We start from the raw sequence: 22,529 nt of genomic DNA on the forward strand, positions 1-22,529 counted from the left end.
CAGCACCCGGTCCGGTCGTGTCCGGGGGCGACCGCCGCCGGGGCGGGGCACCCGGATTCCCTCGATCACCGCCACGAACCGCGGACTGTCACCCCGCTGCCCCGCGGTGAGCAGCAACGACAACGGCCTGCGCCCCTGCTCGCACGCCAGATGCAGCTTGCTGGTCCACCCACCCCGCGACCGGCCCAGGCCATGATCGGCCGGCTCGTCCCCACCGGCCGGGGTATCGGGTGGTTCGACCCGCAGATCCCCCTTTTCCTGGCCCCCGCGGCATGCTGGTGGGCGCGGGTGATCGTGGAATCCACGCGGACGTCCCAGACAACCTGCCCGTCGGCGTCGGCACGGGCCTGCAACGCGGTCAGGATCACCCGCCACACCCCGGCCCGCTGCCACCGACGGAACAACCCGTAGACGGTCTGCCACGGGCCATACTCGGGCGGAACGTCCCGCCACGGGGCACCCACGCGGACCCGCCATCGGATCCCGTCGATCAACTGTCTTCTGCTCCACTTCGGCGGGCGCCCGGGCTTGCGACCGGCAGGCAGGAGTGGCTGCAGCACAGCCCACTGCGCGTCGGTCAGATCGGCCCGGCCCGTCGCCGCTACGCTGGCCACGAGGTCTCCGGTATTGGGGTTCGCTTGGTCGCTTACCCGTCTACCGGAGACCTCGCCACGTCCCGGGCACCGACACACCCAAGATCCACATCTGAAACACGGCCTAGACCGCCTTGCCGCATTGGCCGACGGGCAGTTGGTTGAGGCCCCGCGCGGTGATGGCGGGTCGGGCCTGGGGCCCGCAGACCCACCCGACGTCCGTGCCGTCCGGGCCCGGGATGCCGGTGCCGAAGAGCGGCTGGAGCGCCGCCGGGACGCCGCCGTTGCCGCGCGGTCCGCCGTTGGTGTCGCGGACGACCACGTAGACCCGAAGCGGTGCCCGCACCAGGTCCCACAGGCGGACCGGTTTCGCCGGGGGCAGCAGCTTGTACGCGCTCTGCGCGAACGGCCCTATCCGGTTGGGGGCGCCCGCGAACGGCGCCGGGTCGTTCTCCGCTACCTCGGTGACGCACGCGCCGGGCGTGGTCACGTTGATCTGGGCCAGGAACGCCCGCCTGGTCCCGGTGTCGGCGCGGGGCAGGACCGGTTCGATGGTCTGACCGGACTGCCCGGCCCGCAGCTGGTGCCAGGTGGTCGCCGTGCACTCGAAGACGCGTTTGAGGTCGGCGGCCAACAGCAGGCCCGGCGAGTTCGTGGTGGGGGCCGTCACGTAGCCCACCCAGTCGGAGGCGAACGGCAGGTGCAGCACGCCGAACCCCGGATCGGCCACGCTCAACGAGTCCACCCTGCGGACGAAGTCGACCGTGCTGCCTGCTCGGTTGAGCTCGGCGACCCCCGCCGCGGTGCCACCCGGGCGGTCGATCGGGTCGGCCCCGTCGCGCGGGACGATGGGCGAGGGCCCCGCGGCGTCCCAGTTGGCGAGGAGGGCGGCAGGCGCACCGCCGTTGTAGGCGAGGGCCAGCGCGTCGAACAGCGGTTGGGCCTGCCCACCCCCGACACCGACCACGTCGTCGGCGTCAGGGAGCGCGACCGGGTCAGCCGCGGCGGGGACGGCGAACGCGAACGCGCACACCGACAGCAAAGCGGCTCTGCGCAACAGGGAACGCACGGGGACGGCTCCTTCGTCAGAGGTTCACTGGTTCGTCAGGGTTCACTGGGCCCGGCCGCAGGACTGCGCGGCGGTCAGCTGGGTGAAGGCGTTGCTGGCGATGGGCGCGAGAGCGGTCGAACCGCAGATCCACCCCGCGCCCACGCCGGTGGGGGTGGGAAGACCGTTGCCGAGGAACGGTTGCAGGGAAGCCTCGACACCACCGTTGGTCGGGCCGCCGCCGTTGACGTCACGGACCACGGTGAAGACCTTGTACAGAGCGGAGAAACCCGTGGTGTTGAGCTGAACGGGTTTCGGTGACGGCAACAGCGCGTGGGCGTGCTCGGTGAACGGGCCGATGCGGTTGGGGTTGCCCGAGATCGGCGTCGGGTCGTCCGCGGCCACGTCGACCACGCACGCCCCCGGGGTGGTGAGGCCGATCGCGGTGAGGAAGACCGGGCGGGCGCTGTCCGAGCCCACCGGCAGCACCGGTGCGATGGTCGCCGACGACCCACCCGGGCGCACGGCGCTCCACGTCGTGGCCGTGCAGTTGTAGATCGAGAACAGCTCGGTGGAGCTGAGGTTCACCGGGGCGTTCGTGGTGTTGGCGACGGCGTACCGGACGACATCGCTCGCGAACGGCAGGTACAGCACCGGTTCGGCGGCGTCGACCCGCTTGCGCGACGACCGCGCGAAGTTCGTCGCGGTACCCGCGCGCTTGAGCTCGGCGATCCCCTGGTCGGAGTTCCGCGGCCGCGGAATCGGCGCGGCGCCCTGCCTCGGCGTGATGGGCGACGGACCATCGGCGTCCCACGAGGCGACCCGGACGACGGGATTGCCTGCGTTGTAAGCGATCGCGAGGGCGTTCAGCGCCCCCTGCGCGGACCGGGCACCGGTACCGACGGCGTCGTCCGCGTCGGGGAACGGACTCCCCGGCGGGTCGGCGCCCGCGGGTACGGCCATGAGCACGACCGCCGCCACGACGGCCAAGCCCCGGCGGAACGTTGCGCGCATCAGCGAACTCCTCGTCACCGGACCGCGTGCCGGGGGCAGATCGCCGCCGGACAGGTTGTCATTGCGGGACAGTTGTCATTGTGGGATAAGGGGAATCGCCCTTCCACCCCCGCACGGGTCAAGTTCGCGCACCGACCCGGTGAACCAGCACCCAACGGTCACCGCCGTTAGCCGCCGAACCCCGCTACCGTGGGCGACGGACCCAACGGGCAACCCGAGCGCCGCCCGGGGCCCGCGGCCAAGTGACTTCGTGGTCTTGTGCCGGGGGTGTCGCGGCCAGACCCGGGGAGTGGGCGGGCAGATGCGCGGACCGTCCTACTCGGACCAACAACGACCGACCGGTCGCACGGCGAGAGCGGCGGCACGCGGCTCGGTCTCGACGACCGCGCGCCGTGTACGCGCGCGGCCCGACGACGATCACGTCTTCGGCGCCACCGGCGCCGGGGAAGAGGGAGCGGCCCCGTCCAGCTGATCGGGGGGCTGTCAGAAGACTTGGCCGGGGCCGCTACCCAGCAGGTCGCACCACGCGGTCGTGCTGTTACACGCCCGTCTTAACCGGGATTTCCCATCACCACCCGCGGCCGCTGCCCGCGTACACCACGGCCGGGTCGGAGCTGCCCAGCTCGAACGCCTCGTGCAGGGCGCGGACCGCCCGGTCGAGGTCGACCTCGCGGCACAGCGCGGAGATCCGCAGCTCAGAGGTGGTGAGCAGGTCGATCGCCACGCCGTGGTCGGCGAGGACCGCGCAGAAGGTGGCCGCGACCCCCGCCTTGACGCCCGCGCCGACCACCGAGATCTTGCCTATCCCGGCGTCCGCCGTGACGCTGGTGAAACCGAGGTCGGCGCGGTGCGCGCGCAGGGCGGACACCGCCGCCTCCGCCATCGCCCTGGGCACGGTGAACGACAGGTCCGCGCCGCCGCGCACCGGCATGTCCACCTCGACCTCGGTGTCGGCGAGCACCCGCAGCACGCCCGCGACGTGCCCGGGCAGCCCGGCGACGGTGACCAGGGCGGCGCCGCGGTCGTGCGCGATGGCGGTGACGGCCGGCTTCTCCACTGTGGACTCCTCCGGGTCGCCGGCCACCAGGGTGCCGGGGTCGGTGGTGAACGACGAGCGCACGTGCAGCGCCACGCCGTGCCTGCGGGCGTACTCGACCGAGCGCGGCATCAGCACCTTGGCGCCGTTGGCCGCCAGCTCCAGCATCTCCGCGTAGGACACCCGCTCGAGCAGCCGCGCGGTGGGGACGATCCGCGGGTCGGCCGAGCAGACGCCGTCGACGTCGGTGTAAATCTCGCACACGTCGGCGCGCAGGGCGCAGGCCAGCGCCACCGCGGTGGTGTCCGAGCCGCCGCGGCCCAGCGTCGTGACGTCGTCGGTGTCCTTGGACAGGCCCTGGAAACCGGCGACCAGCACGACCTGGCCGCGGTCGAGCTCCTGGCGGACCCGGGTCGGCAGCACGTCGACGATGCGGGCCCGGCCGTGGTCACCGGTGGTGAACACCCCCGCCTGCGGGCCGGACAGCGAGCAGGCGGGCAGGCCGAGGTCGGTGAGCGCGATCGCCAGCAGGGCGTTGGCGACGCGCTCGCCCGAGGACAGCAGCATGTCCAGCTCGCGGGGCGGGCCGGGCGCGCGGGACACCCGGTTCGCCAGGTCGAGCAGCTCGTCGGTGGTGTCGCCGATGGCCGAGGCGACCACCACCACGTCGTGCCCGGCCGCCCGGGTCTCGGCGACCCGCCGGGCCACCCGCAGGATCCGCTCGGCGCCACCCACCGAGGACCCGCCGTACTTCTGCACCACGAGGGCCATGTCAACCGCGTCCCGGGTGCGGCAGCCGCTCGATCTCGGCCACGATGATGTCGCAGGCCAGGTCGACGACCTCGGCGGTGACGTTGAGCGGCGGCAGCAGCCGCACCACCCGGTCGTCGCGGCCACCGAGCTCGATGATGAGGCCCTGGCGCAGCGCGCGGTCGCGCACCGTGGCGGCGTCCGCGGGGTGCACCAGCTCCACCCCGCACATCAGGCCCAGCCCGCGCACGTCGTGCACCAGCGGGTGGCCGGCGACGACCGAGAGCCTGCGCGCGACCTGCTCGCCGCGCAGGCGGACGTTGGTGAGCACGTCGTCGCGGCGGATCACCCGGATCGCCTCGGTGCCCGCGGCGAAGGCGAGCTGGTTGCCGCGGAAGGTCCCGGTGTGCGCGCCGGGCTGCCAGGTGTCGAGTCTCTTGTCGTAGAGGATCAGCGCGACCGGCGCGCCGACGCCGCTGAGCGCCTTGGACGCGACGACGACGTCCGGCTCGATGCCGTACTGCTCGAAGGCGAACCAGGTGCCGGTGCGCCCGCAGCCGGTCTGCACCTCGTCGACGATCAGCGGGATGTCCAGCTCGGCGGTCACCGCCCGGATCCGGCGGACGAACTCCGGCCGGGCGGGCACCACGCCGCCCTCGCCCTGGACCAGCTCCATGATCACCGCGGCGGGCCTGGGCAGGCCGCCGTTGGGGTCGCGCAGCGAGCGCTCCAGGTACTCGACGCAGTTGGTCGAGCAGGTGTCCGGGCGCAGGCCCAGCGGGCAGGCGGCGCACGAGGAGAACGGGAAGAAGTGCACGCCGGGCATCGGGTTGGCCACCGGGGCCTTCTGCGACACCAGCCCGGTCAGCGCCATCGCGGCGTGCGTGGCGCCGTGGAAGCCGCCCTGGAACGAGACGATGTCGCCGCGCCCGGTGGCGGTCTTGCACAGCTTGATGGCCGCGTCCACGGCGTTGGCGCCGGTCGGGCCGCAGAAGTGCACCCGGGTCCGCTCGCGCATGGTGGCGGGCAGCATGGACAGCTGGGCCTCGAGGAAGGCGTCCTTGGCCGGGGTCGGGAAGTCCAGGCCGTGGGTGAGCACGCCGAGCTGCTCGACCACGGCCGCGACCAGCTCGGGGTGGTTGTGCCCCAGGGAGAGCACCCCGGCCCCGGCCAGGAAGTCGATGAAGACGTTGCCGTCGACGTCGCGGACGAAGCTGCCCTGGCCGCGCTCGATGGCGATCGGGAGGTTGCGCGGGTAGCTGCGGGCGTTGGACTCGGTGCGCTCCTGGCGGGCGAGGTAGCGCGCGGACTGCTCGCCGGGCAGGTTCCCGTCGACGTGCGGCCTGCTCAGCTCGACGATCATGTCGGACATGTGGTGGCTCCCGTGGGTCACGGCAGGGTGGACAGGGACGACGGGGACGCCGCGGGATCGACCGCGGTGGACCCGGTTGTGCGGTGCTCGGGTGGGACGGGACCGGGTGGCGCGGGCTCGGTCGAACCCGCGGGCTCGAGCGCCGGGGAGTCGGCCGGGGCGAGGGCGGCGTGGCCCGGGGTCAGCTCGACCGCCGGGTTGCCCGCCCAGCGGGCGCCCGGGTCGACCTCGCCGCCCTTCATCAGGAACGAGTCGGCCTCGAGCACCGCCCGGTCGCCCACCCGCACCCCGTAGTGGGCGAACGCGGCGACGCCGAGGGTCACCCCCGCGCCGACCTGGACGCGGTCGGACTTGAAGGTGCCGTCCTCCAGCGAGTGCCCCTGGATCACGCTGCTCGCGTTCAGGACGGCGTCGGCGCCGACGGCCACCAGGGACTTCTCCGGGATGCCGCAGCCGTCGTCGAAGACCCGCGGGCCCATCCGGACGCCGAGCAGCCGCCAGATCAGCACCTTGAACGGGGTCCCGTTGAACACCGCCAGGTAGCGGCCCGCGCTGAGCTTCCAGAAGCGCTCGTGCCGCCAGAACACCGGGTCGTAGATGGAGCAGAACCTCGGCCGCAGCGCGCGGAACCCGGTCACCGCGCGCTCGACGAACACGCCGAAGGCGACCACGAACAGGTAGGTGGCCAGCAGCCCGGCCGCCGTGGCGAGGGTGCCCAGCCGCGGGTACAGGCTCGCCGCGATCAGGTTGATCACCACGACCGCCCACAGGTCGACGCACCGGGTGAGCAGGAACAGCGCCACCGTGGCGGTGTTGTGCCGGTTCTTCGCCCGGAGCAGCCGCCGGAACTCCGCGCCGGTCTTGAGGTGGTCGAACGAGGCGTCGCGCCGCACCGAGCGCGGGATGGCGAACGCGGGCGAGCCGAGCAGACCGGTGTCGGCGCGCACCTCCCCGTCGAGCGGCACCATCACCTTGGTGGCCAGCAGAACGTTGTCGCCGGTGCGGCCGCCCGGCGGGTAGACGATGTTGTTGCCGAGGAAGTTGCGCGGGCCGAGTTCCGTGCGCCGCACCCGGAACGCGGTGCCGGAGTAGTCGGCGTTCACCGTGGACAGTCCGTCCGAGACCATGGTGCCGCTGCCGATCGTGGTGAGCAGCGGCGAGTCGTGCTTGACGTCGATGCCGAAGTTGGACCCGGTCTGCACGATGGTGCCCAGGTCGTACCCGAGCAGCCGCAGGTAGTGCACGATGTAGGAGCTGTCGCCGAAGAGCTGGGTGTAGGTCCGCAGGTTGCTCAGCCGGGTCACCGTGCGCTGCAACGAGTACCGAACGCCGTAGAGCGGGTACACCGCGTCGGGGACGAGGAAGGCGCTGAGCAGTCGCGGCACGGTGAACGCCAGCACGAGTCCGGCCAGCAGACCGCCGAGGTAGAGCACCGCCACCCCACCGAGCTGGACGGCGTAGAACAGCGGGCTGCCCGGGTCGACCGGCATCGCGCCGCGCAGCAGCTCGGTCACCACGTCGCCGACGAGCAGTCCCAGCGGGAGGTAGATCGCCGCCGTGTTGAGCAGTTGGGTGAGGCAGTAGACGAACCGCCGCCACCGGCTCGGCGGGGCCGAGATGTCCGCGCGGTAGTCCACTGTGGCCGGTTCGGCGGGCGAGCCGTGCCAGCTCTGCCCGGCGGGGACCGAGGCGCCCGCGGGCAGGCAGGACGCGTGCCCGAGCTGCGCGTGGTCACCCAGCTCGGTGTCGATGTCCAGGGTGCTCAGCTCACCGACGAACACCTCGCGGCCCAGGGTGACCGGACCGGTGACGACGCGACCGGCGTGCGCCCGGTAGCAGCTGAGGAGGGTGTCCTTGCGCACCACCGAGCCCGCGCCGATGGTGAGCAGGTCGGTGCACACCGGCACGTTCGACGACAGGACGATCACCCCCGGGCCGACCTTGGCGCCCAGTGAGCGCAGGTAGAGCACGTAGAGCGGCGAGCCGACGAACAGCCGGATCGGGTTGAACCGGGTGAGCGAGCGCACCACCCAGAACCGGAAGTAGGCCAGGCCCCACAGCGGGAACTCGGTCGCCCGCCACCGTCCTATCAGGACCCATTTGAGGATCACCGGCACCGTGCAGGCGACCAGGAAGCCCACGCCGCCGAAGGCCACGGCCCGCAGGTAGGTCGCCACGACGCCCGAGGCGCCGACCACCCACCCGATCCCGATGTCGAGCACCAGGGCCGAGAAGTACAGGTACGCCAGGAAGAACGCCGCCTGCGCCGCCCCGCACAACAGGTAGCGCCACCCGCGCACGGGCTCGACCTGTTCCACCGCAACCGTTTGCACCTGCTCGACGCGGGCGGGCAGCGCAGCGGCGAGCGACCGGACCGTCGGGTGGTCGTAGACCTGGCGCATCGACAGCGCGGGCAGGTCGTCGCGCCTGCGCACCCGGGCGCAGAACCGGGACATCAGCAGCGAGTCGACCGCGAGCTCGTCGAAGAAGTGCCCCTCGACCGACACCTGGTCCAGGCCCAGCACCCGCGCCAGCTCCGCCGCCAGTGCCTGTTCGGCGGGGGTCTCGGGCGCGACGTGGTGGGCGCTCGCGGCGCGGCGCGGACCGCTGGGCGCGGGCAGGTTCTTGCGGTCGGCCTTGTTGCTCGGCGTCATCGGGATCAGGTCGAGCCGCTCGAGGTAGGCCGGGACCATGTAGGCGGGCAAGCGTTCGCGCAGCACGCCCAGCAGCTCGTCGTGGTCGAGCGGATCGGCGTCCTCGCGCAGCGTGTAGAAGGCGACCAGCTCGACGGTGTCCGGGTCCGGGCGGTGGGTGTCCACCACCGCCTGGGCGATCCCGGGCACGCGCAGTAGCACCGACTCGATCTCGGTCAGCTCGATCCGGTAGCCGCGCACCTTGACCTGGGTGTCGATCCGGCCCAGGTAGTGGATGTTGCCGTCGACGCCGACCCGGCCCAGGTCGCCGGTGCGGTAGATCCGGCCCGACGGGTTGTTGTCCAGGCTGAGGAAGTCGTCGATGAACGCGCGCCCGGTGAGGTCGTCGCGGTTGAGGTAGCCGCGGGCCAGCCCGATGCCCGCGATGCCGATCTCCCCGGTCTCCCCGCGCGGCAGCGCGTGCGCCCGCTCGGGGTCGAGGATCACGACCGAGTAGGTCGGCAGCGGCAGGCCGATCGTCACCGGCCGGTCCGGGTCCAGTGTGGTCCAGGTGGCGGTGACGGTGGCCTCGGTGGGGCCGTAGACGTTGAGGAACCGCCTGCCCGGCCGGTGCCACCGGGAGATCAGGTCCTGCGGGCACGCCTCCCCCGAGACCAGCAGGAAGCGCAGGTCGGGCAGGTCGTCCTCGACGGTGGCCAGCAGGGTCGGCACGCAGCACAGCGCGGTGATCCCGTTGGTGTGCAAGAACTCCCAGAGCTCGTGCCCGACCAGCGCGGTCCCGCTGGGCCGCGGCACCAGGGTCGCGCCGACCAGCCACGGCACCCAGATCTCCTCGACGGAGAAGTCGAAGGCGATCGTCATGCCCTGGTAGACCCGGTCGTCCTGGTCGAGCCCGTAGACCTCGCCCGCGACCCGGACGAAGTTGCAGATGCCCGCGTGCTCGACCGCGACGCCCTTGGGGCGGCCGGTGGAGCCGGAGGTGTAGACGATGTAGCACAGGTCGTCCACCGGTTCGCCGCGCTCACCGGGGCTCAGCGGCAGCTCGCTGAGCTCGTCGACGGGTTCGGTGTCCACACTCGACGCGGCCAGCCCGGGCAGCCCGCCCGCCAGGTGCGCCTGGGTCAGCACCAGGCGCACGTCGGCGTCCTGGGCGATGTAGCCGATCCGGTCGGCCGGGAAGGCCACGTCCAGCGGCACGTAGGCGGCGTTGACCTTGAGCACCGCCAGCATCGCCACGTAGGACCGCCAGGCCTGGTCGAAGAGCAGGCCGACCCGGTCGCCGGACCGCACGCCGCGGCGCAGCAGGTGCCGCGCGAGCTGGTTGGCACGCGCGTCGAGCTGCGCGTAGGTCAGCCGGACCGGACCGGCGTCCACGGCGAGCCGGTCGCCCGCCGCGGCGCACCGGTCGCTGAATAAGTGCTCCAGCCGCTCCCCCGGCCGCCACCGGGCGCGGTGGCTGGCCCCCGGGTCGACCAGGACGGTCCCGGTGTCGTCGGCGCGGACCTGGGCGACCGCCACCGACTCCGGCTTGATCATGAATAATGTTCCCTTCCTCGACCGGGAATTACCAGGTTCACCACTCGACATTCACAGCGATTCACAGTTACGCGGATGTCGGCGATACCGGAAAGATAGCTGTTGTTAAGCAATGAGAGGTAGGCCAGTCGAGGTAGAAGAATTCACAACCGGACACCCGAAGGGAGTAGTCCAACCGGGAAGCGACCATTCCGGACCACCGGCACCAATGTCCGCATACGAAATCTTGTTCGTCGAATGGACAGCTACATAACATGGCGGCATAGCGCGCGGTGATACCCACGTCCGACCGGCCGGACGTATCGGCCCGAATGAACCAACTCGGTCAGCCGTCTGCCCATAATTCGGCGTATTAGCGGGTCGACACTAGAGGATCTGCCCGAATTGTGGACACCGCGCACCGTCGAAGTGCGCACCGGCACTGGATGCGCGAAGATGCCTCGGGCGCCGTGGGCGGGAAATTGTGCAGTCTCGCGAAAATGCGACGGGTCGACACCAGCAGGTGCCGACCCGTCGAATAGTGGACTACTACTGTCGGTATCCCTCGACCTCGGCCGCGGGCCGGGCACTGGCCTCATCGGGGTTCTGCCCGGCCTCCCGACGGGCCCGCCGCTGGCGCAGCAGGTCCCAGCACTGGTCCAGCGCGACCTCCAGGGCGTCGAGCCGGGCCTGCTCCTCCTGCGGGGTCACCGCGCCGTGCTGGGCGCGCTCGCGCAGGGAGTGCTCCTCGGCCACCAGGGCGCTGATTCGGGTGTGGATCTGCGTGTCGTCCATGCCCGCCACCATAGGCGCTGGGCACCGCGCTGGGCCGCGCCTAGCTGCCGGGCACCGCGATGGGCCGCTGCGGCGCCACCTGCGGCGGGTCGGTCCGGTAGGTGTCCAGCACCGCGGGCGCGAGCTCGGCGGCGGTGCCGCAGTCGGGGGCGCGCACGCGGATGACGAGGTCGCCGAGGTCGGGGAACGGCGAGCCGGACGGCCCGGCGGTCCACGCGTACTCGCAGTCGCGGGCCCTGGTGATCGTGACCTCCCGGCCGTTCAGCCGGTCCTGGCTGGGCGCGGGGCGGCCGTAGCGGAGCTGCACGAGGTAGACCTGCTCCCAACCGCCGGGGACCGCGCGGCGGGCTTGGCAGTTGTCCAGCCCGTAGTTGGCCTCGTCGAACCGCAGCTCGAGCCCGTCGAGCCGGTTGCCCGCGGCGCGGTGGAGCAGGTCGCAGGCGTCCCGGCGGGAGTCGGTGCTCACGCTCTCCGGCCGGGCGAGCCTGCCCACGACGGTCTTGGCCGCGGCGGTGGCGTCGTCGCAGCGGTTCCGCTGGGTGCGCTGCGACGTGCGACCGGTCTCGCTGGTAACGCGGATCGCCAGGTCGGCGCCGACCGGGATGGCGACCTGGCACCCGGTGTCGAGGGACCGGCGGTAGCCGCGGGCCCCGTCGAGCGCGATCTCCTCGTGGGCGTCGCGGGTGGCCTGGTCGAACTGGGCACCGACGACGAGGAAGAGGTAGTCGGCGCCGCCCTGGCCCTCGAACCGGCAGCGGTGCGGGCCGAGCGCGACCTGGTTCAGGCCCGCGGTGGCGCCGAGGAGGCACGGGTCGAGGGGCCGCAGGGCGGCGGTGACGGCGGAGAGCGGGCGGTCGTCGCTCGGCGCCCGCGGGCCCTCGGGCGCGGCGGTGCAGCCCGCGACGAGGGCCAGGGCGAGCAGCAGCGACGATCTCACCGGATCAGGGTAGTGGGAGCCGCCGGTGACCGGGAGCGGTCACGCGTTCCGACTACAGTGGACGGCGAGAACTGTTGGTACGGCGGCATTCCACGGCTCCGAGCGGCACTCCGACTGGCGCGTCCGACCGGCGGACGGGCGCGCCGCTGTGCTCAGTCGGGGAAAGCGGCGACGGAGACCTCCCGGCTCAGGGGCCGCGCGAGGTAGCCGCCCGTCACGGGGACGAAGACGCCGTGACGGGCGCCGGGGTCGCCCACTGGGTCTGCAGGTCGTCGTGCCGGATCGCGGTGATCGTGGCGTCGCTGGTGGCGTAGGCGAGCCCCGACGCGTGCTCGAAGTACTCCGAGGGCAGCGAATCGCGGTGGGCGGAGGGGGTGGGGTCGCGGGGTGAGTGCAGGGCGGCCGAGTGGCCCCAGGTGACGAGCATGTGCACCTCGCCGTTGAGGCGCACGGCCGTGCAGGTCCCGGTCCCGTCCCAGAGCACGGACCCGTCGCGGAGATCGATGACGTGGAACTCACCGCCGGTCTCGTTGTCCGCCACGACCACCGCGGTGGTGTCGTCGAGCCGGTCGCCGCCCTCCCGCACGAGGGTGCCCTCCTGGACGGTCACCGCCTCGGGGGACCGCCACAGCTCGGCGCCGGTTCCCCGCTCACCCGAACAAGGTCAACCCCGACTAGTACTGGTCCCCGCCGAAGAACATCTCCTCGATCTGGTCCGCCGTGCCCGCCAGCAGCTCCAGCGGGTCGGTGAACTCGTGGATGTCGAGGTCCTTGAGCGGCAGCGAGTGCCGCAGCACGACGTGCTCGCCCATGATCGCCGCGCCGCAGGCGATCGAGGACAGGCCGATCTCGGTGAGCAGCGCCTTGAGGTCGGCGCGCTCGACCAGGCCGACCGGGGTGGCCAGCTGCACCCACTCGTGCTTGGCGTCGAGGATCTCGCGGGCCAGGATGATGATCTGGGTGCGCTCGTCCTCCTCGTTGACGTCCTCGAAGTTGACCTGGATGCGGATCTCCTCGTCGTTCTCGGAGATCACCTCGTACTCGCCGCGCACGAACCGCGCGAGATCAGCCCACGTAGCCATGCGATGAGCGTATCGCCGAGTCGATCACCCACGATCGGGTGAAGGGACCCCGGGCGGACGTAACGCGGGTCACACCCATTCGGACGTCACTCGCAAGGGGCTGACCGAGCGAGCGGAGTGCGACATGGAATGGCTCAACACCGGCATCCGCGCCCTGATCACGCTGGCCCTGGTGGGCGTGGTGATGTGGTGCCTGATCCTGGTCTCCAACCAGCTGTTCGCGGGCGCGTTCACCGACAGCGCGGGCAACACCGTCGATCCCCACCAACGGGCGAAGGACCTGCTGCTGGTGGTGATGCCGCTGGTGACCACCGTGCTCGGCTTCTGGTTCGGCACCCGGGACCAGGACCGGGTGCGCGCCTCGGCGGCCGTCCAGGTGGAGCAGGCCGAGAACCGGGCCGCGGCGGCCATCGACAAGCTGACCACCGTGACCGCCGTGTCCACCGAACCCGACCTGCTCCCCAGGGCGCGGACCCTGCGCCCGGACCTGTTCGCGCCGAACAGCTAGTCCAAGGCGATCAGTCGAAGGCGATGGTGGGCAGGTCGACCGCGCTGGCGCCCGCGTCCGCGGTCACCACCGCGCCGCTGACGATCGCGGCGTCGGAGGAGGCCAGGAAGGCGATCACCGAGGCGATCTCCTCGGGCTCGGCCGGGCGGCCCAGCGGGGTGTTCTCGGTGACGAGCTCGTAGGCGGCCGCCCGGTCGATGCCCTTGCCCGAGCCGAGCTCGTCCATCTGCTCGTCGGCCATCGGGGTGCGCACCCAGCCCGGGCACACCGCGTTCGCGCGCACGCCGTGCTTGCCGTAGTCGCGGGCGATCGAGCGGGTGAGGCCGATCAGCCCGTGCTTGGTGGTCACGTAGCCCGCCACCGCGGGCCCGGAGAACAGGCCGGCGAGCGAGGACACCAGCACCACCGAGCCGCCGCGCACCGACAGCGCGGGCAGCGACTCGCGGATGGTGACGAACGCGCTGGTCAGGTTGACCTCGATGGCCTTCTGCCAGCCCGCGTCGTCAGTGTCGGTAGCTGTGCCCAGGCCGTGGCCGCCCGCGTTGGCGACCACGTTGTCCAGCCTGCCGAACCGCTCCAGCAGCGCCGCCACGATCCCGCGCACCGCGGTCGAGTCCGCTGCGTCGCCGGGGAGCACCAGGGCCAACTCGCCCAGTGACTCGGCCACCTCGCGCAGCGGGGCCTCGCGCCTCCCGGTGAGCACGACCCGGCCGCCCTCGGCGACCAGCCGACGGGCCGTGGCCGCGCCGATTCCCGTGCCCGCCCCGGTGATCAGGGTGACCGTGTCCGCGAACCTCATGCGCCAGTTCCTCTCGTCTTGATCGTCTGTCCACTCAGGTGGGCGCCCTCCGGACCCGCCAGCCAGTGCACGGCCGCGGCGATGTCCTCGGGCACCAGGAAGTCCGCGCACTCCGGGGCGACCGCACCGACCACGATCCCCAACGGCGCGACGTCGCGCGCCACCGACGCGGTGAACGCGCGCATCGCGCCCTCGACCGCGCTGTGGTGGGCCAGGTGCGCGCAGTCGGCCGAGATCGACACGATGACCCCGCTCCGCTGGCCGCGCATCGCCCGCAGCGCGGCCCGGGTGCCGTAGAAGGTCCCGTCCAGCCGCAGCCCGAGCGCCGAGTGCCACTGCTCGTCCGTGATGTCCATTGTGGACCCCGGGGCGGCCGGACCGCAGTCCCAGCCGCCCGCGTTGTTCACCAGCACGTCCAACCGCCCGAAGTGCTCGACCACCGCGGCGACCGCGGCGTCGACCTGGGTCGGGTCGGCCACGTCGGCCCGCACGACCATGCCGTGCCGCAGCACCCGGGAGGCCAGCTCGGCCGCCGTGGAGTCCCCGTCGAGCACGGCCACCGTGGCGCCCTCGTCGTCGAAGCGCCGCGCGATCGCGGCCCCGACGCCCGAGCCCGCCCCGGTGACCAGTGCCACCCTGCCGTCCATGCTGCCCATAGCCGCGCACGCTAATTCGCCGTTGGCCGGTTTCCGACGCGGCGAAGTCCACTGTGCGCAGCCGTACAACGAATGTTCGCCGTCGGGCAACTACAGCGATTACCTGCCGAAGCGCGGTGCCGCGAGGTCCCCGACGGCCACGTGCACGGCGCGCACGTCGCTGTAGAAGTCGATGCTGTGCACGCCGCCCTCCTGGCCGACACCGCTGGCCTTGATGCCGCCGAACGGGGTGCGCAGGTCCCGCACGTTGTGCGAGTTGATCCACACCATGCCCGACTGCACCGCGCGGGCGACCCGGTGGCCGCGGGCGAGGTCGCTGGTCCAGACGTAGCCCGCCAGGCCGTACTTGGTGGCGTTGGCCAGCTCGACGCCCTCCTCCTCGGTGTCGAACGGGGTCACCGCGACGACCGGGCCGAAGATCTCCTCCTGGAAGATCCGGGCGTCCGGGCGGACGTCGGCGAACACCGTCGGCTGCAGGAAGTTGCCCTGCGGCAGGTGCTCCGGGCGGCCGCCACCGGCGACCAGGCGGGCCTCGCGCTTGCCGATCTCGACGTACTCCAGCACCCGGGCGTAGTGCTCGGGGTGGATGAGCGCGCCGACCTCGGTGGTCGGGTCGGCGGGCATGCCGACCCGCACGGCCGAGGCGCGCTCGGCCAGCGCGGCGACGAACCGGTCGTAGATCCCGCGCTGGACGATGACCCGCGAGCTGGCCGTGCAGCGCTCGCCGTTGAGGGAGAACACGCCGAACACGGCCGCGTCGACGGCGCGCTCGAAGTCGGCGTCGTCGAAGACCACGCACGGGGACTTGCCACCGAGCTCCATCGACACCTCCTTGAGGTTCTCCGCCGAGGACCGCATGATGATCTGCCCGGTGCCGCTCTCGCCGGTGAAGGAGATCCGCGGCACGTCGGGGTGCGCGACCAGGGCGGCGCCCGCCTGCTCGCCGATGCCGTGCACCAGGTTGAACACGCCGTCGGGCACGCCCGCCTCGGCCATGATCTCCGGCAGCAGGCTGGCCGAGAGCGGGGACCACTCGGCGGGCTTGAGCACCACGGTGCAGCCCGAGGCCAGGCTGGGCGCCAGCTTCCAGGTCTCCAGCATGAACGGGGTGTTCCACGGCGTGATCAGGCCCGCCACGCCCGCGGGCTGGCGGATCGCGTAGTTCACCTGCTTGTCGCCGACGATGTAGGCCTCCTCGTGCAGGGCCACGATCACGTCGGCGAAGTAGCGGAAGTTCTCCGCGGCGCGGTGCGCCTGGCCGCGGGCCTGGGTCACCGGCAGGCCGGTGTCGAAGGTCTCCAGCTCGGCGAGCCGCTCGGCCCGGACCTCGATGCCGTCGGCGATCTTGTTCAGCACCTTGGCGCGCTCGCGGGCGGTCAGCCGCGGCCACGGGCCGTCGGTGAACGCGCGCTTGGCGGCCGCGACCGCCAGGTCGATGTCGGCGGTGTCACCGGCGGCGACCCGGCCGTAGACCTCGTTGGTGACCGGGTCGGCGACCGGGAAGGTCGCCCCGTCCACACTGGACGCGGGCTTGCCGTCGATGAAGTGCCGCAGGTCGCTGGGCAGATCGGCCGGACGGGGGACGGCTGACTCGGTCATGGTGGTGCTCCTCGTCGGAATGACACGGGCGTGTCGGAGGGTGAGCTGGCGGCGGTGGGGAACGGGGGTGCTGGTGGGGCTGGGTGCTCAGGCGGGCTTGACGAGCAGGTGCTCGGCCTGGGCGCGCAGGGCGTTGATCCGCTCCAGGCCCTTGGCGGTCGGCTCGATCAGCGGGGCGCGGACGAAACCGCTCTCGATCAGGCCCAGGTCCTTGAGCACGTGCTTGGCAGGCGCCGGGTTGGTCTCGACGAAGAGCAGCTCCACCAGCGGGGCCAACTGGTAGTGCAGGTCGATGGCGGCGTCCTGGTCGCCGGAGACGTAGAGCTCGTACATCCGGGCGACCGCGGCCGGGGCGATGTTGGCCAGCGCGCTGACGAAGCCGATGCCGCCGATGGCCAGCAGCGGCAGGCAGAGCAGCTCGATGCCCGACCACATCAGGAAGTCGCGCCCGCACTGGGCCAGCACGTGCGAGAAGTGCTCGAAGTCCTTGGTGGTCTCCTTGATGCCCACGATGTTGTCGTGCGCGCGGCGCAGCCGGGCGACGGTCTCCGGGGCGATGTCCACCGCGGTGCGCGAGGGCACGTTGTAGATCACGATGGGCTGGTCGGGGAACTCCCGGGCGACCGCGCCGTACCAGGCGACCAGGCCGTCCTGGGTGGGCCTGCTGTAGTACGGGGTGATGACCAGGGCCAGGTCGGCGCCGAGCTTGATCGCGGCCTCGGTCAGCTCCAGGGTCTCGTCCAGCTTGGTGGAGCCGGTGCCGGGCAGGAACGGCACCCGGTCGCCGATGACCTCGGACACCGCGGTCATCGCGGCGATCCGCTCGGCCACGGTCTGCGCGCTGGGCTCGCCGGTCGAGCCGCCGATGGAGATGCCGTGCGAGCCGGAGTCGAGCTGCCAGCGCACGAGCCTGCGCAGGCCGTCGAGGTCCACCGCCCCCTCGGCGGTGAACGGGGTGACGACCGGGGCGATCGAGCCCTTGATCTGGGCGGGGTCGGAACGGAACTTCATCTGGGTCTCCAGGCTTGGGACGCCGACTCGGGCGGTGTCAGTGGAACTTCACGGCGGGACCGGACGCCGAGGACACGGCGGACACGGTGTTGAGCTTGTGCTGGCGGGCGAACGCCTCGACCTCGGCGGCGGGCGCGCCGGTGCGCAGCAGCCGCAGCAGCTCGTCGTGCTCCTCGACCGACTCCCTGGCCCGACCGGGCACCAGGGCGAAGGTGGAGCGGCGGAGCACGTCGAGCAGGTTCCACTCGCGGGTGATCAGGTCGCGCAGGTGCGGGTTGGGGCAGCCGCCGCAGAGCAGCAGGTGGAACTCCCGGTTGAGCCGGGTGAAGCCGAGCGGGTCGAACTCGGCCAGCGTGTCGCGCATCCGGTCGTTGAGCCGCTGGGCCTTGGCCAGCAGCGCCGGGGTCACCCTCGCGGTGCCCATGGCGTGCCCCTCCAGCAGCGCGAGGGTGTGCATGGCGTGCCGGTACTGGTCCGGGTCGACCCCGGCCACCTGCGCGCCGACGTTGCGCTCGAAGACGACCCAGCCCTCGGCCTCCAGCCGCCGCACCGCCTCGCGCACCGGCACCGGGCTGACCCCGAGGTCGCGGGCGATCCGGTCGAACACCAGCCGGGTGCCGGGGCCGTACCAGCCCTCGACGATGCGCTGCTTGAGCGTCTCGTAGGCGTACTGGGTCTTCGACCGCCCCTCGAGCGCCGGGGCGTTCACTCCCCGTCCCACTTCTCGTACTCCGCGCGCCAGCGCGGACCCAGCGGGTAGAGGCCGTCGACGGACTCGCCGTCGTCGACCCGGGCCAGGATGAACTTCTCCTGCCGCTCCATCTCCAGCGAGTCGGCGGCGACCTCGTCGACGATGGCGGGCGGGATCAGGATGACGCCCTCGCCGTCGCCGACCAGCACGTCGCCCGGGCGGACCAGCACGCCCGCGCAGGCCACGTCCACGCCGATCTCCCAGGGCACGTGCTTGCGGCCCAGGACCGCGGCGTGCGCGCCCGCCGAGTAGGTCGGGATCTCCAGCGAGCCGAACGAGGGGCTGTCGCGCAGGCAACCGTCGGTGACGATGCCGACCGCGCCGCGGCGGGCCGCGCGCAGCGCCAGGATGTCGCCGATGGTGCCCGCGCCGTGCTCGTCGCGGCAGTCGATGACCAGCACCTGGCCCGGGCCGATCGCCTCGACGGCGCGCTTCTGGGCGTTCATGCCGCCGCCGCGCTGGTCGAACATGTCCTCGCGCAGCGGCAGGTAGCGCAGCGTGTGCGCGGTGCCGAGCAGCCGCAGGTCCGGCCGCGCCGGGGCGAGCCCGGTCAGGAAGGTGTGGTTCAGACCGCGCTTGCGCAGCTGGCTGGAGATCGTCGCGGTGGACACCGCGTTGAGCGCCGCCGCGGTCTCCGGGCGGATCGCGGGCACGTCGTTGCCGTAGGCCGCGGCCCGGTCGACCGCGCTGACCTGCGGGCGCGCACCCGGCTTGGGCAGCTCGGCGTCGGCCTCGACCACGGTGTTGACCAGCCGCTCGGTGTCGCCGAGGGCCACCTCGACCACGTCGCCGGGTTCGACCACGGTCGCGCCGGTGGGGGTGCCGCACAGGATGAGGTCGCCCGGCTCCAGCGTGATGGTGCGGCTGAGGTCGGCGATCAGGTAGGCGAAGTCGAAGAGCAGCTCGTCGACCTTGGCCTCCTGGACCAGGGTGCCGTTGACCCAGGTGCGCAGGGTCAGGTCGGCGGTGCGCGGGTCGAGCAGCGCGGGCCCGACCGGGGTGTAGCCGTCGGCGCCCTTGCTGCGCAGGTTCGAGCCGCGGTCGGCGTAGCGCAGGTCGTGCACGCCGAAGTCGTTGGCCGCGGTGACACCCGCGACGTGGTCCAACGCCTCGGACCGCGGCACCTGGTAGGCCGTTTTCCCGATCACCACGGCGATCTCGCCCTCGAACGCGGAGAGGACAGTGCCCTTGGGACGGACGAGGTCGCGCCCGGACCAGGACAGCGAGGACGGCGGCTTGACGAAGTAGGACGGCTCGTCCGGGAACCGGCCGCGCTCGGCGGCCCGGCTGCGGTAGTTCAGGTGCACCGCGATGATCTTGGTCGGCGCCAGGCCGAGCGGGTGCGCGCTCATGCCGGGACCGGGAAGTCGACGATGACCTGGCCGGTGCCGCTGCTGGGGAAGTAGTCGCAGAGCTGCTCGCCGCTGCCGGTGTAGGCGTCCCAACCGAGCAGGCCGAAGAGCATGGCGGTGTCGGCCATCGCGGCCTCGCCGGTGAAGCGCTCGTTGTAGGTGGGCAGGGTGGCCAGGAACTCCGGGACCCTGCCGCCGGTCCACTGCTCCAGCACGACCCGGTCGGCCTGCTCGTTGAGCGGGTTGCTGATCTTGTTGAGGTACTGCGAGGAGATCTCGTTGGTGGGGAACTGGTGCGAGAGCGACCCGCTGGCCAGGAAGGCGACCTTGCGGTCGGAGCGCTTGATGGCGCGCAGCATGGCCTCGCCGACCCGGCGGTTCTCGTCGATGGTGGAGTAGATGTTGCAGCCGATCGGGACGACCGCGAGCTGCCGCGCGCCCTCGGTGTTCTCCGGGCGGTTCATGAAGTGCATCGGGACCAGCGTGGCGTACTCGAGGCCGAGGTCCTTGACGTCGTGCACCATGGCCTTCTGCCCGCCGGCGTTGATCTCCTCGCCGATGAGGGTCGCCAGCTCGGGGCCGCCCTCGTAGTCGTACTCGAGGTCGGCGATGAAGTGCGGCAGCTCGTGGCTGGCGTAGCTGCCGTGGTGGCGGGCCTTGCCGTTGAGGTGGAAGCTCATGCTGTTCATCCAGTGCGAGTCCGCGACCAGGAACGTGTCCGCGCCGCGCTCGCGCGCCCGGCGGCCGACCTCGGCCAGCCCCTGCTCGGCGGGCTTGCGGATGCCGTGGTTCTTGCCGGGCTGGATGGACAGCCAGATCGACGGCACGTGCGTGATCTTCGCGGCTAGCACCAGTTCACCCATGGTGACCTCCTGCATCGGCTTTCACCGCGGGAATCGTGTACCGGATCGCATATGATTCCCACGCGGACGGCGGCGGACGGCCGTCATGGGAACAGGTCTACCCACTCCCGGCGTTACTTCCTTGGCCGGCCGCGCACAGCGGTTGACTGCGAGCGCATCGAGTGTTGCGGGCGGGTCTCGGAGCCGGGCGTACCCTTGACGGGGATGAGGCGCGGGGCACAGTGTTCACAGTCACGCACGGTCATCTGGTGATGGAGGTCAGCGTTGACGTACTCGGTGACTACGGCGGGCGCGCCTGCGGCGCAGCAGTTCGACCTGTGGGAGTCCGCGGTGTCGCAGACGTTCGTCCCGCTCGAGGCCGCGCCCGGTGAGCGCGCGGCATTCCGCGGCAGGCTGCGCGGGCAGAACCTGGGCAGCGTCGCGGTGTACGAGGCCACCGCCGACGCGCACACCGTGCGCCGCACGCAGCGCGCGATCGCGCGGTCCAACCCGGAGCTCTACAAGCTGGGCCTGCAGCTGCACGGAACCGCGCGGCTGAGCCAGGACGGCCGCCAGGCGGCGCTGGACCCGGGCGACTTCGCCATCTACGACACGACCCGACCGTACACACTGGCCTTCGACGACGTGTCGTCCACTTTGGTCTTGATGTTCCCGCGCGACATGCTGTGCCTGCCGTCGGGCCACGTGGAACAGCTGACCGCCACGCGGTTCAGCGGCGGGTCCGGGGTCAGCGGGATCGTGAGCTCGATCCTGGTGCAGCTGGCCAGGAACCTCGACGACCCGCAGGTCTACGGCAGCGTTCGGTTGGCGCGCAACGTGGTCGATCTGCTGGGCACGGCCCTGGCGGACCGGGTGGACTACTCCGGCGTCCCCACCGAGTCCACCCGCGGCGCCCTGCTGGTGAAGATCAAGTCCTATGTGGAAACCCACCTGAACGACCCGTCGCTGAGCCCGACCGAGATCGCGGCCGCCCACCACATCTCCACCCGCTACCTGCACAAGCTCTTCAGCGACGCGGGCGTCACGGTCTCCGGCTGGATCCGCCAACGACGGTTGGAGAGGTGCGGACAGGACCTGGCGGACCCGAGCAAGCAGCAACTGGCCATCGGCGCCATCGGCGCCCGCTGGGGCCTGGTCGACGCCTCTTACCTGAGCCGAGCCTTCAAGACCGAATACGGCCTAAGCCCCAGCGAATACCGCCAACGCAGCGTCGTCCACCGCGGCGACTGACCAGCCTCACCACCCACCCGCCGCCCCTCGGCGACCTACTGTGACGCGCACGGCCCAGTGGAAAGCATGACGAAACCAAGCATGTCGTCCTGGACGTCCGGGAGCCGCGCCGAAGCCCGAGTGTTCAAATCCAGTCGTCAAGGATGCCTTCGGTGAGCACCCGCGTGGACCTCCTTGTCGACTCCTACCTGTCGTGGATTCAGCGTTCGGTATCGGCGCGAGAACTGGACTCCGGGGTGCACGAGCTGACGACCCCGTTCCTGGACCGGCACAACGACCACCTGCAGATCTACGCTGAGCAGCACGCGCAAGACCTGATCCTGCTGACCGACGACGGCTACATCATCGCCGAGCTCAAGTCGAGCGGCGTCGACAGCCGTGGTCCGCGCAGGCAGGCGCTGCTGGAGCAGATCCTCGGCGGCTACGGGATCGAGATGCGCGACTCGGAGTTGCGGGCCACCGCCACGCTCGACCAGCTCGGGCACCGGTTGCACAGCCTGGTGCAGGCGATGCTCAGTGTCGACGACCGGTTCGTCCTGGCGCAGAACACCGTCGGAACGATCTTCGCCGAGGATGTGGCCCGCTACCTCGACCTGCGCGACATCCGCTACACGCCGAGGATCAAGTTCCCCGGGAAGAGCGGTTTGGACCACATGATGGACTTCGTGGTCCCCAAGTCGACCCGGGCACCCGAGCGCGTCGTCCAAGTCGTGAACTCGACCAGGCGCGATCGGGTGGAGAACGTCCTCTTCGCGATCAACGACGCGCGCGCCCTCCGCGGACGCGACACCGAGTACTTCGCCGTGGTCAACAACGGGGAGGTCGGGATCTCGTCCGAGGTGCTCCAGGCCTTCGACACCTACGACGTCAAGGCTCGACCGTGGTCGGCCAAGGAGCAGTTGACCACGGAACTGGCCGCGTAGCGGGGATCTCGGGTTCGCCCGCCGTGGTGAGTGCGCGCAGC

The 22,529-nt window shown here is 71.7% G+C and carries 20 protein-coding genes; 3 read left to right on the forward strand and 17 right to left on the reverse strand.

The genetic code is table 11. The features are described 5' to 3' along the window. Positions 1 to 65: 65 nt before the first annotated feature. From QSK30_RS24375 to QSK30_RS24420, 10 genes are all read right to left on the reverse strand, one after another. Positions 66 to 692 carry an IS5 family transposase gene (locus QSK30_RS24375; RefSeq protein WP_352231612.1) on the reverse strand — a complete coding sequence of 209 codons (627 nt, stop codon included), beginning with the start codon at positions 690 to 692 and terminating at the stop codon, positions 66 to 68. A gap of 25 nt (positions 693 to 717) precedes the next feature. Next, positions 718 to 1,662, reverse strand: coding sequence for a type 2 periplasmic-binding domain-containing protein (locus QSK30_RS24380; protein WP_285506112.1), 945 nt, complete (start codon positions 1,660 to 1,662; stop codon positions 718 to 720). Between the two features lie 42 nt (positions 1,663 to 1,704). Next, positions 1,705 to 2,655 (reverse strand): substrate-binding domain-containing protein, encoded by a 951-nt coding sequence (locus QSK30_RS24385; RefSeq protein ID WP_285506113.1) that lies wholly within the window; start codon positions 2,653 to 2,655, stop codon positions 1,705 to 1,707. Positions 2,656 to 3,223: 568 nt separating this feature from the next. Continuing rightward, complete coding sequence (locus QSK30_RS24390; RefSeq protein WP_285506115.1) at positions 3,224 to 4,462, reverse strand: aspartate kinase; 1,239 nt, start codon at positions 4,460 to 4,462, stop codon at positions 3,224 to 3,226. Position 4,463: 1 nt separating this feature from the next. After that, a complete protein-coding gene (locus tag QSK30_RS24395; RefSeq protein ID WP_285506117.1) occupies positions 4,464 to 5,813 on the reverse strand; it encodes an aspartate aminotransferase family protein in 1,350 nt (449 codons plus the stop codon). A 17-nt stretch (positions 5,814 to 5,830) separates the two neighbouring features. Then, on the reverse strand, positions 5,831 to 10,003 hold the full coding sequence (locus tag QSK30_RS24400; protein ID WP_285506119.1) for a Pls/PosA family non-ribosomal peptide synthetase: 4,173 nt from the start codon (positions 10,001 to 10,003) through the stop codon (positions 5,831 to 5,833). A 528-nt stretch (positions 10,004 to 10,531) separates the two neighbouring features. Beyond that, positions 10,532 to 10,777, reverse strand: coding sequence for a DUF2630 family protein (locus tag QSK30_RS24405; RefSeq protein WP_285506121.1), 246 nt, complete (start codon positions 10,775 to 10,777; stop codon positions 10,532 to 10,534). 40 nt (positions 10,778 to 10,817) lie between these two features. Further along, on the reverse strand, positions 10,818 to 11,714 hold the full coding sequence (locus QSK30_RS24410) for a DUF3558 domain-containing protein (RefSeq protein ID WP_285506123.1): 897 nt from the start codon (positions 11,712 to 11,714) through the stop codon (positions 10,818 to 10,820). A gap of 214 nt (positions 11,715 to 11,928) precedes the next feature. Beyond that, a complete protein-coding gene (locus QSK30_RS24415) occupies positions 11,929 to 12,324 on the reverse strand; it encodes a hypothetical protein (protein WP_285506125.1) in 396 nt (131 codons plus the stop codon). 64 nt (positions 12,325 to 12,388) lie between these two features. After that, on the reverse strand, positions 12,389 to 12,796 hold the full coding sequence (locus tag QSK30_RS24420; RefSeq protein WP_285506126.1) for a type III secretion system chaperone family protein: 408 nt from the start codon (positions 12,794 to 12,796) through the stop codon (positions 12,389 to 12,391). A 124-nt stretch (positions 12,797 to 12,920) separates the two neighbouring features. Between QSK30_RS24420 and QSK30_RS24425 the strand changes: the two genes are divergently transcribed. After that, positions 12,921 to 13,304, forward strand: coding sequence for a hypothetical protein (locus QSK30_RS24425; protein WP_285506128.1), 384 nt, complete (start codon positions 12,921 to 12,923; stop codon positions 13,302 to 13,304). A 10-nt stretch (positions 13,305 to 13,314) separates the two neighbouring features. Here the strand turns inward: QSK30_RS24425 and QSK30_RS24430 are convergent, their stop codons facing one another. From QSK30_RS24430 to hpaD, 7 genes are all read right to left on the reverse strand, one after another. Continuing rightward, complete coding sequence (locus QSK30_RS24430) at positions 13,315 to 14,103, reverse strand: SDR family NAD(P)-dependent oxidoreductase (protein WP_285506130.1); 789 nt, start codon at positions 14,101 to 14,103, stop codon at positions 13,315 to 13,317. Beyond that, on the reverse strand, positions 14,100 to 14,759 hold the full coding sequence (locus QSK30_RS24435; RefSeq protein WP_285506132.1) for an SDR family NAD(P)-dependent oxidoreductase: 660 nt from the start codon (positions 14,757 to 14,759) through the stop codon (positions 14,100 to 14,102). The genes QSK30_RS24430 and QSK30_RS24435 overlap by 4 nt, the downstream gene beginning before the upstream one ends. 99 nt (positions 14,760 to 14,858) lie before the next feature. Beyond that, positions 14,859 to 16,358: a 5-carboxymethyl-2-hydroxymuconate semialdehyde dehydrogenase gene (hpaE, locus tag QSK30_RS24440; RefSeq protein WP_285506134.1), complete on the reverse strand. Its 1,500-nt coding sequence runs from the start codon at positions 16,356 to 16,358 to the stop codon at positions 14,859 to 14,861. Between the two features lie 87 nt (positions 16,359 to 16,445). Further along, on the reverse strand, positions 16,446 to 17,369 hold the full coding sequence (dapA, locus tag QSK30_RS24445) for a 4-hydroxy-tetrahydrodipicolinate synthase (RefSeq protein ID WP_285506135.1): 924 nt from the start codon (positions 17,367 to 17,369) through the stop codon (positions 16,446 to 16,448). A gap of 37 nt (positions 17,370 to 17,406) precedes the next feature. Continuing rightward, positions 17,407 to 18,078, reverse strand: coding sequence for a GntR family transcriptional regulator (locus tag QSK30_RS24450; RefSeq protein WP_285506137.1), 672 nt, complete (start codon positions 18,076 to 18,078; stop codon positions 17,407 to 17,409). Then, a complete protein-coding gene (locus QSK30_RS24455) occupies positions 18,075 to 19,472 on the reverse strand; it encodes a fumarylacetoacetate hydrolase family protein (RefSeq protein WP_285506138.1) in 1,398 nt (465 codons plus the stop codon). The genes QSK30_RS24450 and QSK30_RS24455 overlap by 4 nt, the downstream gene beginning before the upstream one ends. Further along, positions 19,469 to 20,335 carry a 3,4-dihydroxyphenylacetate 2,3-dioxygenase gene (gene hpaD, locus QSK30_RS24460; RefSeq protein WP_285506139.1) on the reverse strand — a complete coding sequence of 289 codons (867 nt, stop codon included), beginning with the start codon at positions 20,333 to 20,335 and terminating at the stop codon, positions 19,469 to 19,471. Before hpaD ends, QSK30_RS24455 begins: the two co-directional genes overlap by 4 nt. Positions 20,336 to 20,599: 264 nt before the next feature. On the opposite strand from hpaD, the gene QSK30_RS24465 reads away from it, so the two are divergent. Both QSK30_RS24465 and QSK30_RS24470 read left to right on the forward strand, forming a co-directional pair. Next, entirely contained in the window at positions 20,600 to 21,565 is a 966-nt protein-coding gene (locus tag QSK30_RS24465; RefSeq protein WP_285506141.1) for an AraC-like ligand-binding domain-containing protein, read from the forward strand. Positions 21,566 to 21,717: 152 nt separating this feature from the next. Continuing rightward, positions 21,718 to 22,488, forward strand: a complete 771-nt coding sequence (locus QSK30_RS24470; protein WP_285506143.1) for a DUF1828 domain-containing protein — start codon at positions 21,718 to 21,720, stop codon at positions 22,486 to 22,488. Positions 22,489 to 22,529 lie beyond the last annotated feature (41 nt).

The sequence above is a fragment of the Actinokineospora sp. NBRC 105648 genome (assembly GCF_030269645.1).
Taxonomy (GTDB): Bacteria; Actinomycetota; Actinomycetes; order Mycobacteriales; family Pseudonocardiaceae; genus Actinokineospora.